This window comes from Streptomyces iakyrus (assembly GCF_000717055.1).
GTDB lineage: Bacteria > Actinomycetota > Actinomycetes > Streptomycetales > Streptomycetaceae > Streptomyces > Streptomyces iakyrus.
In genome coordinates this window covers 269,213-283,652 of sequence record NZ_JNXI01000020.1, presented here as the reverse complement: position 1 = coordinate 283,652, position 14,440 = coordinate 269,213, and the positions used below count along the sequence as shown (strand labels likewise).

General features: G+C 70.0%; 16 protein-coding genes. 8 read left to right on the top strand and 8 right to left on the bottom strand.

Features of this window, described 5'->3' with window-relative positions; all coding sequences use genetic code 11:
• Window positions 1–213: 213 nt before the first annotated feature.
• Entirely contained in the window at window positions 214–831 is a 618-nt protein-coding gene (locus tag OO68_RS30555) for a TetR/AcrR family transcriptional regulator (RefSeq protein ID WP_051814861.1), read from the bottom strand.
• A gap of 71 nt (window positions 832–902) precedes the next feature.
• Here OO68_RS30555 and OO68_RS30550 point away from each other — a divergent pair, with 71 nt between their 5' ends.
• From OO68_RS30550 to OO68_RS30535, 4 genes are all read left to right on the top strand, one after another.
• A complete protein-coding gene (locus OO68_RS30550) occupies window positions 903–1,835 on the top strand; it encodes an oxidoreductase (RefSeq protein ID WP_033312384.1) in 933 nt (310 codons plus the stop codon).
• Between the two features lie 35 nt (window positions 1,836–1,870).
• On the top strand, window positions 1,871–2,581 hold the full coding sequence (locus OO68_RS30545; RefSeq protein ID WP_033312383.1) for a trypsin-like serine peptidase: 711 nt from the start codon (window positions 1,871–1,873) through the stop codon (window positions 2,579–2,581).
• Between the two features lie 287 nt (window positions 2,582–2,868).
• Window positions 2,869–3,813 (top strand): bifunctional lytic transglycosylase/C40 family peptidase, encoded by a 945-nt coding sequence (locus tag OO68_RS30540; protein WP_245237222.1) that lies wholly within the window; start codon window positions 2,869–2,871, stop codon window positions 3,811–3,813.
• 246 nt (window positions 3,814–4,059) lie between these two features.
• Window positions 4,060–4,758 (top strand): phosphatase PAP2 family protein, encoded by a 699-nt coding sequence (locus tag OO68_RS30535; RefSeq protein ID WP_033312382.1) that lies wholly within the window; start codon window positions 4,060–4,062, stop codon window positions 4,756–4,758.
• A 5-nt stretch (window positions 4,759–4,763) separates the two neighbouring features.
• Here OO68_RS30535 and OO68_RS30530 read toward each other — a convergent pair whose 3' ends face one another.
• Both OO68_RS30530 and OO68_RS46380 read right to left on the bottom strand, forming a co-directional pair.
• A complete protein-coding gene (locus tag OO68_RS30530; protein ID WP_033312381.1) occupies window positions 4,764–6,317 on the bottom strand; it encodes an FAD-binding oxidoreductase in 1,554 nt (517 codons plus the stop codon).
• 93 nt (window positions 6,318–6,410) lie between these two features.
• Complete coding sequence (locus OO68_RS46380) at window positions 6,411–6,581, bottom strand: hypothetical protein (RefSeq protein WP_157852767.1); 171 nt, start codon at window positions 6,579–6,581, stop codon at window positions 6,411–6,413.
• Between the two features lie 137 nt (window positions 6,582–6,718).
• On the opposite strand from OO68_RS46380, the gene OO68_RS30525 reads away from it, so the two are divergent.
• Both OO68_RS30525 and OO68_RS46970 read left to right on the top strand, forming a co-directional pair.
• The gene (locus OO68_RS30525; RefSeq protein WP_033312380.1) at window positions 6,719–7,570 is read left to right on the top strand and encodes an SCO4651 family lipoprotein; all 852 of its coding nucleotides are present in this window, start codon (window positions 6,719–6,721) and stop codon (window positions 7,568–7,570) included.
• A gap of 91 nt (window positions 7,571–7,661) precedes the next feature.
• Complete coding sequence (locus OO68_RS46970) at window positions 7,662–7,829, top strand: hypothetical protein (protein ID WP_167345922.1); 168 nt, start codon at window positions 7,662–7,664, stop codon at window positions 7,827–7,829.
• 21 nt (window positions 7,830–7,850) lie between these two features.
• On the opposite strand, the gene OO68_RS30520 is transcribed toward OO68_RS46970, so the two are convergent.
• The gene (locus tag OO68_RS30520; protein WP_051814860.1) at window positions 7,851–8,228 is read right to left on the bottom strand and encodes a metal-sensitive transcriptional regulator; all 378 of its coding nucleotides are present in this window, start codon (window positions 8,226–8,228) and stop codon (window positions 7,851–7,853) included.
• 204 nt (window positions 8,229–8,432) lie between these two features.
• Between OO68_RS30520 and OO68_RS30515 the strand changes: the two genes are divergently transcribed.
• Both OO68_RS30515 and OO68_RS30510 read left to right on the top strand, forming a co-directional pair.
• Window positions 8,433–9,053 carry a DUF47 domain-containing protein gene (locus OO68_RS30515; RefSeq protein WP_033312379.1) on the top strand — a complete coding sequence of 207 codons (621 nt, stop codon included), beginning with the start codon at window positions 8,433–8,435 and terminating at the stop codon, window positions 9,051–9,053.
• Between the two features lie 7 nt (window positions 9,054–9,060).
• Window positions 9,061–10,059 carry an inorganic phosphate transporter gene (locus OO68_RS30510; protein WP_033312378.1) on the top strand — a complete coding sequence of 333 codons (999 nt, stop codon included), beginning with the start codon at window positions 9,061–9,063 and terminating at the stop codon, window positions 10,057–10,059.
• A gap of 114 nt (window positions 10,060–10,173) precedes the next feature.
• On the opposite strand, the gene pstB is transcribed toward OO68_RS30510, so the two are convergent.
• From pstB to pstS, 4 genes are all read right to left on the bottom strand, one after another.
• A complete protein-coding gene (gene pstB / locus OO68_RS30505) occupies window positions 10,174–10,950 on the bottom strand; it encodes a phosphate ABC transporter ATP-binding protein PstB (RefSeq protein WP_033312377.1) in 777 nt (258 codons plus the stop codon).
• A gap of 44 nt (window positions 10,951–10,994) precedes the next feature.
• Complete coding sequence (gene pstA / locus OO68_RS30500) at window positions 10,995–12,050, bottom strand: phosphate ABC transporter permease PstA (RefSeq protein ID WP_033312376.1); 1,056 nt, start codon at window positions 12,048–12,050, stop codon at window positions 10,995–10,997.
• A complete protein-coding gene (gene pstC / locus OO68_RS30495) occupies window positions 12,047–13,048 on the bottom strand; it encodes a phosphate ABC transporter permease subunit PstC (RefSeq protein WP_033312375.1) in 1,002 nt (333 codons plus the stop codon). Before pstC ends, pstA begins: the two co-directional genes overlap by 4 nt.
• A 103-nt stretch (window positions 13,049–13,151) precedes the next feature.
• Complete coding sequence (pstS, locus tag OO68_RS30490) at window positions 13,152–14,276, bottom strand: phosphate ABC transporter substrate-binding protein PstS (protein ID WP_033312374.1); 1,125 nt, start codon at window positions 14,274–14,276, stop codon at window positions 13,152–13,154.
• Window positions 14,277–14,440: the final 164 nt, after the last annotated feature.

The following is a 14,440-nucleotide window of genomic DNA, read 5'->3' as shown; positions in this document are numbered from 1 at the left end:
GCAGTGGTGGGCAGAGGCCTGCGGGTGGGGGAACCGCCGGTGCGTTTCCCGGCGGGGGCGGCGACCCGCGACGACGATCGCTTGTTGGGTACGTGACAACAAGACGAGTTTCGGAATCCTGACCTCCGCATTGCTGAAGGAGGTTGAGGGCTTACTGATCGCTGACGGGCCGATGGCCGGGCGATGGGTGCGGCTTGACCCCGGAGGCCGGGATCAGCGGGGCTTGAGGCCGTGCAGGAGGAGGTGGACGAACTCCTCGATGCCGTCGAGGGCCGCCTCGGGCGCGAGCATGCCGCCCGCCGCGAAGGAGGCGATGCCCTGGAGGGTGGCGCCGGTCAGCAGGGTCAGGTGCTGGGGGTCGCCCGCGACGATCTCGCCGCGTTCCTGGGCGTCGGCGATGACCCGCTCCAGGGAGCCCACCGTCCGGTCGACGGCGGCGGCCATCTGCTCGGAGGCGTCCGGCTCGTGCTTGCGGGCGTACATGAGCTCCAGCAGCTCGGCGTTGTCGATCGAGAACGCGAGGTAGGCCCGGGCCAGCACGGTGAGCCGCCGCTCCAGGGGGAGGGCGGGGTCGTCGGCGGCCGACAGGGCCTGGCCCAGCCGGTCGTAGCCGACGAGTGCCAGGGCGTCGAGCAGGGCCTGCTTGTCCTTGAAGTGGCGGCCGGGCGCGGCGTGGCTGACGCCCGCCTCCCGGGCCAGCTCGCGCAGCGACAGCGCGCCGGTCCCCTTCTCCCGCAGGGTGCGTTCCGCGCCGGCGAGCAGGGTGGAGCGCAGGTCTCCGTGGTGGTAGGGGCGGCTCTCCGCCGGGCGGCTGGCTGGCATGCGCACCATCGTATCCCGATGTTGGCGATGCCATCATTGTTGTCATTGACAGCATTGTTGACGGCGCCTACATTCGGGTCATGGCTGAGAAGACGAACACCCAGAGCGGCGGGACATGGAGCGCGGACCGCCTGCCCGACCTCGGCGGGCGGACCGTCGTCGTCACCGGCGCCAACAGCGGCATCGGCCTCACCGCGGCCGACGCGCTCGCCCGGGCGGGGGCGCACGTCGTCCTCGCCGTACGGGACACCGAGCGCGGGCGGGCCGCGGCGGCGGCCGTCCACGGCAGCACCGAGGTGCGCCGGCTGGACCTGGCGGACCTGGCCTCCGTGCGGGCCTTCGCCGAGGCCTGGCAGGGGCCGCTGCACCTCCTCGTCAACAACGCCGGCGTGATGATGCTGCCCAGACAGCGCACCAAGGACGGCTTCGAGATGCAGTTCGGCACGAACCATCTCGGGCACTTCGCCCTGACGAACCTGCTGCTGCCGCACATCACCGACCGCGTCGTCACGGTCTCCTCGGGCGCCCACCGCTGGGGCGGCGCGAGGATCGACTTCGACGACCTGGACCTGGCGGCGAACTACACCCCGCAGCGCGCCTACGCCCGGTCCAAGCTCGCCAACCTGCTGTTCACCCTGGAACTCCAGCGCCGCCTCACGGAGTCGGGCTCCCCGGTCCGCGCCCTGGCCGCACACCCCGGGTACGCGGCGACCAACCTCCAGAGCCACGCGGCCAGCCCGGTGCTGCGCGCCTTCATGCGCCTCGGCAACAGGTTCTTCGCGCAGGACGACCGCGCGGGCGCCCTCCCCACCCTCTACGCCGCCACCGAGGACCTCCCCGGCGCGAGCTACGTGGGTCCCGACGGCCTGGGCGAGATGCGCGGGGCCCCGACCCTGGTGGGGCGCTCCCGCGCCGCCGGCGATCCGCTGACGGCCCGGCGGCTGTGGCGGGTCTCGGAGGAACTGACGGGCACCCACTTCCCGCTCGCCCAGGACGAGCAGGCAGGCATCTGACGTTCCTCTCACCTTCGTCCGGCACAGTCCCCCCGGTGAAGCGCGTCCTGGCCGTCGTCGTCATGCTCGTCGCCCTCCTCACCGTGTCCGTCGCCACCGCCGACGACGGTGGCGGGCCCCTCGGGGTGACCGTCACCGCGCGGGACGCCCGGGTCGGGGTGCTCGTGCCCGCCGCGGGGGGACGGCACTTCTGTACGGCGTCCGTGGTGGACGCCCCGCACCGGAATCTGATCGTGACCGCGGCGCACTGCCTGGGCGGTGGCGGAGGGCTGGTCTTCGTGCCGGGGTACCGGGACGGACGTGCGCCCTACGGGCAGTGGACGGTACGGCGGCGGTTCCTGGCCCGCGGGTGGGCCGCCGGGCGGGACGAGGACAGCGACGTGGGATTCGCCGCGGTCGCGCCCCGGGGCGGGGAGGAGGTCCAGGACGCCGTCGGCGGGAACCGGTTCGTCACGGGCACGGCGACCGGGGCCACCGCGGTGACCGTCACCGGGTATCCCGACGCGCGCGAGACGGCCGTCAGCTGCACCGCCGAGCCGCACGCGCTCAGCCGCACCCAGCAGCGCATCGCGTGCCCCGGGTTCAGCGGTGGCACCAGCGGCAGCCCCTGGGTGAACGGGGACGGGCAGGTCGTCGGGGTCCTCGGCGGGCACGACCAGGGCGGGACCACCTCCGGCGTCTCCTACAGCGTGGTCCTCGGCGCGCAGGCGCGGCGGCTGTACGAGCAGGCGGCGGCGTATCCGTGACCGGGAGTGAAGCAGGCGGCGTATCCGTGACGGGACGTGAAGCAGGCGGCAAATCCGTGACGGGCCGTGAACCCGTGCGCCCGGCCGGAACCACCGTGCTCTCGCCGTGCTGCCCGTGCTGTGGCCCGTTCCTCCGTCCGCCCCGACTCCCCTCCCCGTGATCATTCCCGGGTGAGCCGGCCGCCTCTACACTGACCAACGGACTCCTGGGCAGCGAGGGGCGGTTGACGGTGCGTAAGGCATGGATCGTGGCGAGTGTCGCCATCAGCTCCGCCCTGGCCTTCGTGATGCTGCTCGTCGTCGGGGTCTACCTCGTCGCCGGAAACCTGGTCAACGGCGTGGGCGGCGGGGCGAAATCGCTCGCCAAAGGATCGGTGCCCGCCGCGTACGCGGCCCTCGTGCAGAAGTGGGGCAATCTCTGCCCCGCCATCAGCCCGGCCCTGCTCGCCGCGCAGCTCTACCAGGAGAGCGGCTTCAACCCCAGGGCCCAGAGCCACGCCGCCGCGCAGGGCATAGCGCAGTTCATCCCCGGAACGTGGGCCAGTCACGGCATCGACGGCGACGGCGACGGCGACCGTGACGTGTGGGATCCGAAGGACGCGATCCCCTCCGCCGCCTCCTACGACTGCGAACTCGCGTCGTACGTGAAGAAGGTTGGCGGGAATCCGACCGAAAACATGCTGGCCGCCTACAACGCGGGGGCGTACGCGGTGATCAAGTACGGGGGCGTGCCGCCGTACAGCGAGACCCGGAACTACGTGAAGCGGATCACGACGCTCTCGGAGAGCTTCGCGGCGCCGGTCGGGCGGGTCGACCCCTCCGAGCAGGCCGCAGGCGCGATCGAGTACGCGCAGAAGAAGCTCGGCACGCTCTACCTCTGGGGCGGTACCGGCACCGCTGAGCAGGGCGGACGCTTCGACTGCTCGGGACTGACCCAGGCCGCCTACGCGAGCGTGGGCATCAAGCTGCCGCGCGTCGCCAACGACCAGTACAACGCCGGTCCGCACCCCTCGCGGGACGAACTGCTCCCCGGCGACCTCGTGTTCTTCTCGGACGACCTCACCAATTCCCGTGCCATCCGGCATGTCGGCATTTATGTCGGAGGCGGGTACATGATCGACGCGCCCCGGACCGGTGCCGTCATCCGGTTCGACCCGATCGACACCCCCGACTACTTCGGAGCCACCCGCGTCACCGAAGATGGCGCGAAAGCACTGCCCACGACGGTGTGAACCGTGTGTGAACCCACCCCCTGAGCTGCGACGACGTATCTCTCTTCGATAACGTCTGCGTGATCATTCGGTGGAGTGTGGAACGGATCGACGGGGACCATGCGTTCCTGGTGACGTAGCCGAGCAGACGTTCATTCGGCGCGCGTCACGCACGCGTGCAGCGGAAGCGGATCTACAACCACGGGGGTGGCAGGAGCGGCGCACGCACAAGTGCGCCGGGAGAGACGACGAAGGGGCCGCAGCGCCATGGCTGGACTCGCCGATTCCGGGTCGAACCCTGACGTCGACCTGCTGTACGACATCAATGGCCTGGCCAAGGACGCGCCGGCCTGGTTCGACCGCGTCATGGAGTACGTCGGTGAGTACGGGCTGCTGCTCGCCATCGTCCTGCTCGTGGTGTGGTGCTGGTGGACCGTGCGGCGGCGGGGCGACGAGGACGCGGCCTCCACCGTGGCCGCACTGGTCTGGGCGCCGCTGGCCGCCGGGGTCGCCGTGCTGGTGAACGTGCCCATCCGGGGGTTCGTGGAACGGCCCCGGCCGTTCCTGGACCACCAGGGGCTCGACGTGCTCGTCCAGGGCAAGACCGACTACTCGTTCGTCAGCGACCACGCGACGATCGTCATGGCACTGGCGGTCGGCCTGTTCGTCGCCAACCGGAAGTTCGGGCTCATCGGGCTCGTGCTGGCGCTGTTCGGCGGGTTCATCCGCGTGTACATGGGCGTGCACTATCCGACGGACGTCGTGGGCGGGTTCGCGCTGGGCACGGCCGTGGCGCTGCTGCTGTCGCCGCTCGCCATGGCCCTGCTGACCCCGGTGGTCAAGGCCGTCGAGCGCTCGCCCCGGGTGGGGTGGCTGGTGCGCAGCAGAGGGCGGGCGTCAGGAGAGGACACGGTGATCCCCGAGGCGCGCAGCGAGCGGGCCTCGGAGCGGGACCTCGCCGCGTAACAGCCCTACAGCGCCTGGGGATACGTGAAGAAGCGGTCGGGGTCGTACTGCTTCTTCAGCTTCGTCAGGCGCGTGGCCGCATCGCCGTAGTACGCCTTGCGCCAGTCGGTCAGCGTCGGGTCGGTGTAGTTCTGGTAAGCCGCCCCCGAGGCGTACGGGCGCATCGACCTGTGGGCGGAGGCCAGCCAGTCGCGGGCCGTCCCACCGCTCGTGCCGGCCCGCCACGCGGCGATGTACTGGGCCAGCATGCGGGAGCGGCGGTGGACGAACGCCGTGGACGTGGGGGAGACGCGGTTGACCGCTCCGCCGAGGGCGGTCAGCGCGATGCTGCCCGTGCCGCCGCGCACCGACCCGATCTGCGCCAGCAGCGTGCGGATGCCGGCCGTGGACAGGGAGCGGTCGAAGAAGTCCGACGCCGCCGCGTACGTCTCGCGGCCCAGCGCGCCCTTCGGGGAACGCCCCGGGGTCGAGCCCGGCAGATGGCACTGCGCGTCCGTCGGGAACGAGGAGCAGCCCGCGTACACCTCCATCGACTCCTCGTACGAGCGGCGCTTGAGGGAGACGCTGCGGGCCGGGGCGCCGACGCGGTCGGCCAGGCGGTCGACGGCGTTCTTCAGCTCGCCGTACGTGCCGAGGGAGAACGCCGCGACCGAGACGGTCGGGGTGCCGCCCGCGGCGTTCGCCAGGTGCAGGGACGACCAGATCTCGTCGGGCTGCGACGGCCCCCACTCCTGCCAGGCCTTCACCACCGCGGCCGCCCTGGACCAGGGCCAGGACAGGTACGCCGAGACGCCCTGCGGGGCCGGGTGGGTCCTGAAGTGCAGCTCCGTGACCACGCCGAAGTTGCCGTTGCCGGCGCCGCGCAGGGCCCAGAAGAGGTCCTTGTTCTCCCGGGCGTCGGCGGTGAGCTGCTTGCCGTCGGCGGTGATCAGGGTGGCCCGGGTGAGGCTGTCGCAGGTCAGGCCGTAGGCGCGGGAGACCACGCCGTGGCCGCCGCCGAGGGTGAGGCCCGAGACACCGACGGTCGGGCACGAACCGGCGGGGATCGTGACGCCCTTGGCGGCCAGGGCGCGGTAGACGTCGATGAGTTTGGCGCCGGCGCCGACCACCGCGGTGGTGCCGGAGGCCCGGACGCGGCCGAGCTTGGAGACGTCGATGATCAGCCGGCCGTCGCCGGAGGACCAGCCGGCGTAGGAGTGGCCGCCGTTGCGGATCGCCACGCGCAGGGCGTGGGTGCGGGCGTAGGCCAGGGTCGTGCGGATGTCCTCCGGGTGGGACACGTACGCGACCGCGGCGGGCTTCAGGCTGTCGAAGCGGGTGTTGTAGAGCTGCCGGGCCGCGGGCCAGTCGGCGTCGCCCGGGCGGACCAGGGGGCCGTCGAGGTCGCGGGCCAGGGCGGACCAGCCGGCGGCGGTGGCTCTCGACGTGGTCGTGGTGCGCGAGGCGTTGGCGGCCGTGGCCGCGGAGCGGTCGCCCGACGGGGTGCAGGCGGTGGTGAAGGGGCTCGCGGCCGCGGCGATCGCCGCCGTGCCGGCTGTGAGGATCGTGCGCCGTTCCATGGGGCCTCCCGGTGGTTCCGTCCTGGGAGACGGGGTGGTGGGAGCGAGGGTTCCACGGTCCGGCCCCGGGCGGAACACCGTCCGCCACTGGCGTCAACGCAGCGCGTGCTGCTCCGCGTCCGTGCGGGCCTGGCTTCTGGCTCTTCGCGCCGGGCCGCGCCAGCCGCAACTGCAGTGGGCCATGCAGAACCGGCCCTTCTCCATGGTCGTCGTGCGGTGTTCCGGGAGGTTGGGGGGAGGCTCCGGCCCGTCCTGCTGCGCCACGCCGACAACGTTACCCACCCCGGGTGGACAGTCGGCACGGCGGTCGGCACGGGCCCGCGTGACGGCGGCACATACCCGTCGTTAACCGGAACAACAGGGGGCCCGTGACGGACGTACCGGCTGGGGGTAGGCAGGCGATGACTGGGCGGCAGCGCGAACGGCGGCGCGGGCGGGCGGGTATGGCGGTCGTCGCGGCCGCGGTCCTGGCCGGGGCGGGGCTCGGGACCACGGGGTGCTCCGGGGGCGACGCGGTCGCCGGGGACTCCCGCGGCGGGGACGCGGTCGTGGTGCTGCGCCAGGCCGCCGGCAGGCTGGTGGACGCGGGGAGTTCCAAGGCCCGTACGTCGATGGAGATGGCCGCCGGCGGCACCCGGGTGACCATCCGGGGTGCCGGGGTGTACGACTACCGGAAGCGGATGGGGCAGCTGAAGGTGCTGCTGCCGCAGGATCCCGCGGGAGTCGCCAAGCGCCGGCCGATCACCGAACTGCTCGCTCCGGGTGCGCTGTTCATGAAGAACCGGGGTGCCGGTGTGCCCCCGGACAAGTGGGTGCGGGTGGACACGCGGACCCTGTCCGACGGAAACCTCGTCACCGGCGGCGCCACCGATCCGTTCGCGGCGGCCGAGGTGCTGCTCGGGACGCGGACGGCGGCGTACGTGGGCAGGACGGAGGTCGCGGGCACCGGAGTGCGGCACTACCGGGGGACGGCGGACCTCGGGGACGCGGCCCGGCGCGCCTCGGACGGGAACGAGGACTCCCTGAGGGCGGCGGCCGACGGGTTCGCCACCGCCGCGGTGCCGTTCGACGCCTACCTCGACGACGAGGGGCGCATCCGCAAGGTCAGGCACCGCTTCAGCTTCCTGAACGGGCAGCAGAAGAGCCCGGTGGCCGTCGCCTCGACCACGCTGCTCTACGATTTCGGGGCCCCGGCGCGCGTACGGCTGCCCGCGGCCGACGACATCTACGCGGGCAAGATCGCCGAGGAGTGACCGGCGTGAACTAGCCCGTCCGTGCCATGCGCGGTGTGTAGGCCGCTCCCTACTCTAGGAAGCCGGTGACGGCAGAGACGAGGTGATGCACGTGGCTCCGGTCGGCGGTACGGCAGTTCAGGACCACGTGGCCCTCGCCGAGATCGAGCTGTGCGGAGAGCTGATCATCGCGGCCTCGGCCGCCCAGGAGCGGCTCAGCCTGGAAAGCATCGACGAGGTGCTGAAAGTCGCCGAGGAGCGGGACTCCTCCAGGCGCTGATCACCGGCTCGGGGGACCGGTTCACGTCCGCAGCATGCGGGCGATCGCCTGGGTGGCCTCCTTCACCTTCGCGTCGATCTCGTCACCGCCCTTGAGGGCCGCGTCGGCGACGCAGTGCCGCAGGTGCTCCTCCAGGAGCTGGAGCGCGAAGGACTGCAGGGCCTTGGTGGAGGCGGAGACCTGCGTGAGTATGTCGATGCAGTAGACGTCCTCGTCGACCATGCGCTGCAGGCCGCGGATCTGGCCCTCGATGCGGCGCAGGCGCTTGCGGTGTTCGTCTTTCTGCTGGTGGTACCCGTGCACGCCGTGGTCGTGATCGGCCGCCACGTCCGCCCCGGCGGTGTCGGCGGTGCCGGGGGTGACATGTGCGACATCTGTCGTGTCGGTCACGTCCGTCATCGCTTCCTCCTGGTGGACAGTGGGTGAACTGATACCCCTGGTGGGTATATGGTACCGAACTTTGCCGGGTATACGGCCCTGGGAACCGCCCCCGTGCTCATCACTGTGCCCGATGGGCGACACTGGTGGGCGGCCCGATAGCCGTGGCCGGATGATGCGCCTAGCATCAGCCTGACCGAAGCCGAAACACCCCGAGGACCCCACGTGCGCTTTCGTCTGACCCCCAGGGAGACGAGCTTCTACGACATGTTCGCCGCCTCCGCGGACAACATCGTCACGGGCTCGAAGCTCCTGATGGAACTGCTCGGGGCGGACACCGCCGGCCGGGCCGAGATCGCAGAGCGTATGCGGGCAGCGGAACACGCAGGTGACGACGCCACGCACGCGATCTTCCACCAGCTGAACTCCTCCTTCATCACGCCGTTCGACCGCGAGGACATCTACTCCCTCGCCTCGTCCCTTGACGACATCATGGACTTCATGGAGGAGGCCGTCGACCTGGTCGTCCTCTACAACGTCGAGGAACTGCCCAAGGGCGTCGACCAGCAGATCGAGGTGCTGGCGCGCGCGGCCGAGCTCACGGCCGAGGCCATGCCGCACCTGCGGACGATGGAGAACCTCACCGAGTACTGGATCGAGGTCAACCGGCTGGAGAACCAGGCCGACCAGATCCACCGCAAGCTGCTCGCGCACCTCTTCAACGGCAAGTACGACGCCATGGACGTCCTGAAGCTGAAGCAGATCGTGGACGTGCTGGAGGAAGCGGCGGACGCGTTCGAGCACGTGGCGAACACGGTGGAGACCATCGCCGTCAAGGAGTCCTGAGCCCTTCATGGACACCTTTGCTCTGGTCGTGACCATCGCGGTCGCGCTCTTCTTCACGTACACCAACGGTTTTCACGACTCGGCGAACGCGATCGCCACGTCCGTCTCGACGCGGGCGCTGACGCCGAAGGCCGCGCTGGCCATGGCGGCGGTGATGAACCTCGCCGGTGCCTTCATGGGCTCCGGGGTCGCCAAGACCGTCAGTGAGGGGCTGATCCAGACGCCGACCGGGTCGAAGGGGATGGGCATCCTCTTCGCCGCGCTGGTGGGCGCGATCGTCTGGAACCTCATCACCTGGTACTTCGGGCTGCCGTCCTCCTCCTCGCACGCGCTGTTCGGCGGCATGGTCGGGGCGGCGCTGGCCGGGGGGACGACGGTCTACTGGCACGGCGTGCTGGAGAAGGTCGTCATCCCGATGTTCGTGTCTCCGGTGGTCGGGATGCTGGCCGGCTACCTCGTGATGACCGCGATCCTGTGGATATTCAGGAAGGCGAACCCGCACAAGGCCAAGCGCGGGTTCCGCATCGCGCAGACCGTCTCGGCGGCCGGCATGGCGCTGGGGCACGGTCTGCAGGACGCGCAGAAGACCATGGGCATCGTGGTGATGGCGCTCGTCATCGCCGATGTCGAGGACTACGGCGATCCGATTCCGATCTGGGTCAAGGTCGCCTGTGCGGTGATGCTGTCGCTGGGGACGTACGCCGGCGGCTGGCGGATCATGCGCACGCTGGGGCGGAAGATCATCGAGCTGGACCCGCCGCAGGGATTCGCGGCGGAGACGACGGGTGCGTCGATCATGTTCACCACGGCGTTCCTGTTCAAGGCGCCGATCTCCACGACGCATGTGATCACCTCGGCGATCATGGGCGTGGGGGCGACCAAGCGCGTGAACGCGGTGCGCTGGGGTGTCGCCAAGAACATCATCCTGGGGTGGTTCATCACGATGCCGGCCGCGGCGCTGGTGGCTGCGGCTTCGTTCGGGATCGTGAATCTGGCGTTTCTGTAGACCGGCAAGAACCGCCGCACGCGAAAAGGCCCGCCCCTGGGAGAGGGGCGGGCCCTTTTTCGGCCTCGCGGTGGCACCGCCATGCAGCACCGCGAGGAGTCGGCGGGGTCCGGCTCAGCCGAAGCGGCCGGAGATGTAGTCCTCCGTGGCCTGGACCGACGGGTTGGAGAAGATCCGCTCCGTGTCGTCGATCTCGATGAGCTTGCCGGGCTGGCCGACCGCCGCGAGGTTGAAGAACGCCGTGCGGTCGGAGACGCGGGCCGCCTGCTGCATGTTGTGCGTCACGATGACGATCGTGAAGCGCTCCTTGAGCTCGCCGATCAGGTCCTCGATCGCGAGCGTGGAGATCGGGTCGAGCGCCGAGCAGGGCTCGTCCATGAGCAGGACGTTCGGCTCCACCGCGATCGCCCGCGCGATGCACAGACGCTGCTGCTGGCCGCCGGAGAGGCCCGAGCCGGGCTTGTTCAGCCGGTCCTTGACCTCGTTCCAGAGGTTCGCGCCCTTGAGGGAGCGCTCGACGATGTCCGCCAGCTCGCTCTTCTTGTAGTCGCCGTTCAGCCGCAGGCCCGCCGCCACGTTGTCGAAGATCGACATCGTGGGGAAGGGGTTCGGCCGCTGGAACACCATGCCGACCTCACGGCGGACCGACACCGGGTCGATGCCCGTGCCGTAGAGGTCCTCGTCGTCGAGGAGCACCTTGCCCTCGACCCGGCCGCCCGAGGTCACCTCGTGCATCCGGTTCAGCGTGCGCAGGAACGTCGACTTGCCGCAGCCGGACGGACCGATGAACGCCGTCACCGAGCGCGGCTCGACGGTCATCGAGATGTCCTCGATCGCCTTGTGGGAGCCGTAGTAGGCGGTCAGTCCGCTTACGTCGATTCGCTTGGCCATGATTACTTCACTTCCAGACAGTCAGATCAGTCGCTGTGGCCGCGTCAGCGACCGGTCTTCGGGGCCTTCCAGCGGGCGATGCCGCGGGCCACCAGGTTCAGGAGCATCACGAAGGCGATCAGCGTCAGGGACGCCGCCCACGCACGGTCGTACGCTGTGACCTCGCCCGATCCGTACTGCTGGTAGATGTACAGCGGGAGCGACGCCTGCGCACCCTCGAAGGGGTTGGCGTTGATGAACTTGCTGCCGAACACCAGCAGCAGCACGGGCGCGGTCTCACCGGCGATACGGGCGATGGACAGCATGATGCCGGTCGTGATGCCGCCGATGGAGGTCGGCAGGACCACCTTCAGGATGGTGCGCCACTTCGGGACGCCCAGTGCCAGCGAGGCCTCGCGCAGCTCGTTCGGGACGAGCTTGAGCATCTCCTCCGTGGAGCGGACGACGACCGGCATCATCAGGATCGCGAGGGCGAGCGAGCCGGCGAAACCGAACGGCTCCATCTCGAACATCAGCATGAGGCTGAGGATGAACAGGCCGGCGACGATCGACGGGATGCCGGTCATGACGTCGACGAAGAAGGTGACGGCCCTGGCGAGGTTGCCGCGCCCGTACTCCACCAGGTAGATCGCGGTGAGCACGCCGACCGGCGCTGCGATCAGCGTGGCGAGGCCGACCTGCTCCAGCGTGCCGAGGATGGCGTGGTAGATGCCACCGCCCGTCTCCGAGTCGGCGACCACTCCCATCGAGTGGGTCAGGAAGTAGACGTCGAGGACCTTCACGCCGCGTTGGACGGTCGACCAGACCAGCGAGGCCAGTGGCACCACGGCGAGCAGGAACGCGACCCACACCAGCGAGGTGACCACGCGGTCCTTGGCCTGGCGGCGGTTCTCGACCTTGGCTGCGATGACATACGTGCCGAGGACGTGCAGGATCGCGGCGATCAGGGCCCACTGGATGCTGCTGTGCAGGCCGGCGGCGGCGCTGATGCCGATGCCGAGGGCGACGGATCCGGCGGCGATGGCCCACGGGGCCCACTTGGGCAACTGGCCGCCGCGCAGGGTGCTGGGGCGCTTCGGGGTGACGGTTGCGGTGCTCATGCGTTGGCCCCCGAGTACTCCTTGCGGCGGGCGATGATCGCGCGGGCCGCTCCGTTGACCAGCAGGGTGATGACGAACAGGACCAGACCGGAGGCGATCAGCGCGTCACGGCCGAATTCGGTGGCCTCGCTGAACTTGCTGGCGATGTTCTGGGCGAAGGTACCGCCGCCCGGGTCGAGCAGGCTGCTGTGGATCAGGAAGTCGGGGGAGAGCACGGTGGCGACGGCCATCGTCTCGCCGAGGGCGCGGCCGAGGCCGAGCATCGAGGCGGAGATGACGCCGGAGCGGCCGAAGGGGATGACCGCCATGCGGATCACTTCCCAGCGGGTGGCGCCGAGCGCCAGGGCCGCCTCCTCGTGCATCTGCGGGACCTGGCGGAAGACCTCGCGGCTCACGTTGGTGATGATCGGCAGGATCATGATCGCGAGCAGGATGCCCACGGTGAGCATGGAGCGGGCGGCGCCGCCCTGCCAGGAGAAGATGCCGGTCCAGCCGAGGTAGTCGTTGAGCCAGCCGAAGAGGCCGTTCATGTGCGGCACGAGGACCAGGGCGCCCCACAGGCCGTACACGATGGACGGCACGGCGGCGAGCAGGTCGATCACATAGGCGATCGGGCCGCGCAGCCGGCGGGGGGCGTAGTGGGTGAGGAACAGCGCGATGGCGACCGATACCGGGACCGCGATGATCATGGCGATGATCGAGGAGACGATCGTGCCGTAGGCCAGGACCGCGATGCCGAAGACCGGCGGGGTGACGCCGGTGTTCCATTCGAAGGTGGTGAGGAAGTTGCCCTCGTCCTCACTGATGGCGAGGACCGCGCGGTAGGTGAGGAAGCCCGCGATCGCGGCCATGATCACCAGCAGCAGGATGCCCGAACCACGGGAGAGACCGAGGAAGATCCGGTCTCCGGGCCGGGTGGCCCCGCGCGCGGCGCGCTTGTCGATGGCCGGCTGCGGAGCGGGTGGTGGTGTGTCGGTTATCTGTGTGGGTGTGCCCATCAGGTTCTCCGGTCTGCGGAGCCGTACGTGAGGTACGGCCACTGGCGGCGGTGCACCGGACGGTGCGGTCCGGTCTCCCTGGGGAGGCCGGACCGCACTCGGGTCAGCTCAGGCTCTCGACGGTCGTGCGGACCTTGGCGATGATGTCCTCGGGCATGGGCGCGTAGTCGTTCTCGGCGAGGATCTTCTGACCGTCCTCCGAGGCCGCGTAGCGCAGGAACGCCTTGACCGCGGGCAGGGTCTCGGCCTTGTTGCCCTTGTCGCAGACGATCTCGTACGTCACCAGGACCATCGGGTAGGCGCCGTCGGCCTTGGTCTCGTAGTTCAGCTTCAGCGCGAGGTCCTTGCCGGTGCCGACGACCTTGGCGTCCGCGATGGCCTTGGTGGCGTTCTCGACAGTCGCCTCGACGGGCTCGGCGGCACCGGTGTCGATGGCGACGGTCTTGATGCCGTCCTTGGCGTACGACAGCTCGAAGTAGCCGATCGCGCCGGCGGTCTGCTTGACCTGCGCGGCGACGCCCGAGGACTGCGGAGCGGACTGGCCGCCCTTGGCCTGCCAGGCCTTGCCGCCCTCGTACGGGAAGTCCTTCTTCGCGGTGGCGATCAGGTACTTGGTGAAGTTGTCCGTGGTGCCGGACTCGTCCGAGCGGTGGAACGCCTGGATCTTGAGGTTGGGCAGCTTCGCGTCGGGGTTCAGCTTCGCGATCGCGGGGTCGTTCCAGTTGGTGATCTTGCTGTCGAAGATCTTGGCGATCGTCGCGGAGTCCAGGACGAGCTTGTCGACCCCCGGCACGTTGTAGCCGACGGCGATCGGGCCGCCGACCATCGGCAGGTCGATGCCCTGGCCGCCGGAGCAGACCTTCTTGGAAGCCTCGACCTCTTCGGGCTTCAGGGCCGAGTCGGAACCGGCCCAGGGGACCTGGCCCTGCGTGAACGCGGTGACACCGGCGCCGGAACCGCCGGCCTTGTAGTTGATCTCCACCTTGCAGGCGGCGGAGAACTGCTTGACCCAGGCGTCGACCGCGTTCTTCTGAGCGGAGGAGCCGTCGGCGAGTACCTGGCCCGAAGCGTCGTCGCACTTGACGTTGCTCGGCGCGGCGGCGTTGGAGGAACCGCCGTTGGCGCCGCCGCCGGTGTCGTCGGAGCCGCACGCCGTGAGGGCCAGGGCGCCGGAGACGGCGAGAGCACCGAGAGCGAGGGCCCGCCGGTTCATGCGCTGAAGCTTCACTTGAGTTCCTTCCAGGAGCCGCCGTCCTGATCGGCGGCGTGCGAAGTCTGAGTGATGCGGACGCGGTCGCCCTCAGTGGGCGCGGCTCGCGTCGGTAAGGCCGAAATTAGGCAGATCAGGTGAAGCCGCCGATGGCCGCAAATGAACGCGGGGTGAACCCCTGC

Excerpts from the sequence above, each read along its gene's own strand:
- OO68_RS30555 (WP_051814861.1), bottom strand. The coding sequence starts at position 831 with ATGGTGCGCATGCCAGCCAGCCGCCCGGCGGAGAGCCGCCCCTACCAC.
- OO68_RS30550 (WP_033312384.1), top strand. The coding sequence starts at position 903 with ATGGCTGAGAAGACGAACACCCAGAGCGGCGGGACATGGAGCGCGGAC.
- OO68_RS30540 (WP_245237222.1), top strand. The coding sequence starts at position 2,869 with ATGCTGCTCGTCGTCGGGGTCTACCTCGTCGCCGGAAACCTGGTCAAC.
- OO68_RS30535 (WP_033312382.1), top strand. The coding sequence starts at position 4,060 with ATGGCTGGACTCGCCGATTCCGGGTCGAACCCTGACGTCGACCTGCTG.
- OO68_RS30530 (WP_033312381.1), bottom strand. The coding sequence starts at position 6,317 with ATGGAACGGCGCACGATCCTCACAGCCGGCACGGCGGCGATCGCCGCG.
- OO68_RS30525 (WP_033312380.1), top strand. The coding sequence starts at position 6,719 with ATGACTGGGCGGCAGCGCGAACGGCGGCGCGGGCGGGCGGGTATGGCG.
- OO68_RS30520 (WP_051814860.1), bottom strand. The coding sequence starts at position 8,228 with ATGACGGACGTGACCGACACGACAGATGTCGCACATGTCACCCCCGGC.
- OO68_RS30510 (WP_033312378.1), top strand. The coding sequence starts at position 9,061 with ATGGACACCTTTGCTCTGGTCGTGACCATCGCGGTCGCGCTCTTCTTC.
- pstB (WP_033312377.1), bottom strand. The coding sequence starts at position 10,950 with ATGGCCAAGCGAATCGACGTAAGCGGACTGACCGCCTACTACGGCTCC.
- pstA (WP_033312376.1), bottom strand. The coding sequence starts at position 12,050 with ATGAGCACCGCAACCGTCACCCCGAAGCGCCCCAGCACCCTGCGCGGC.
- pstC (WP_033312375.1), bottom strand. The coding sequence starts at position 13,048 with ATGGGCACACCCACACAGATAACCGACACACCACCACCCGCTCCGCAG.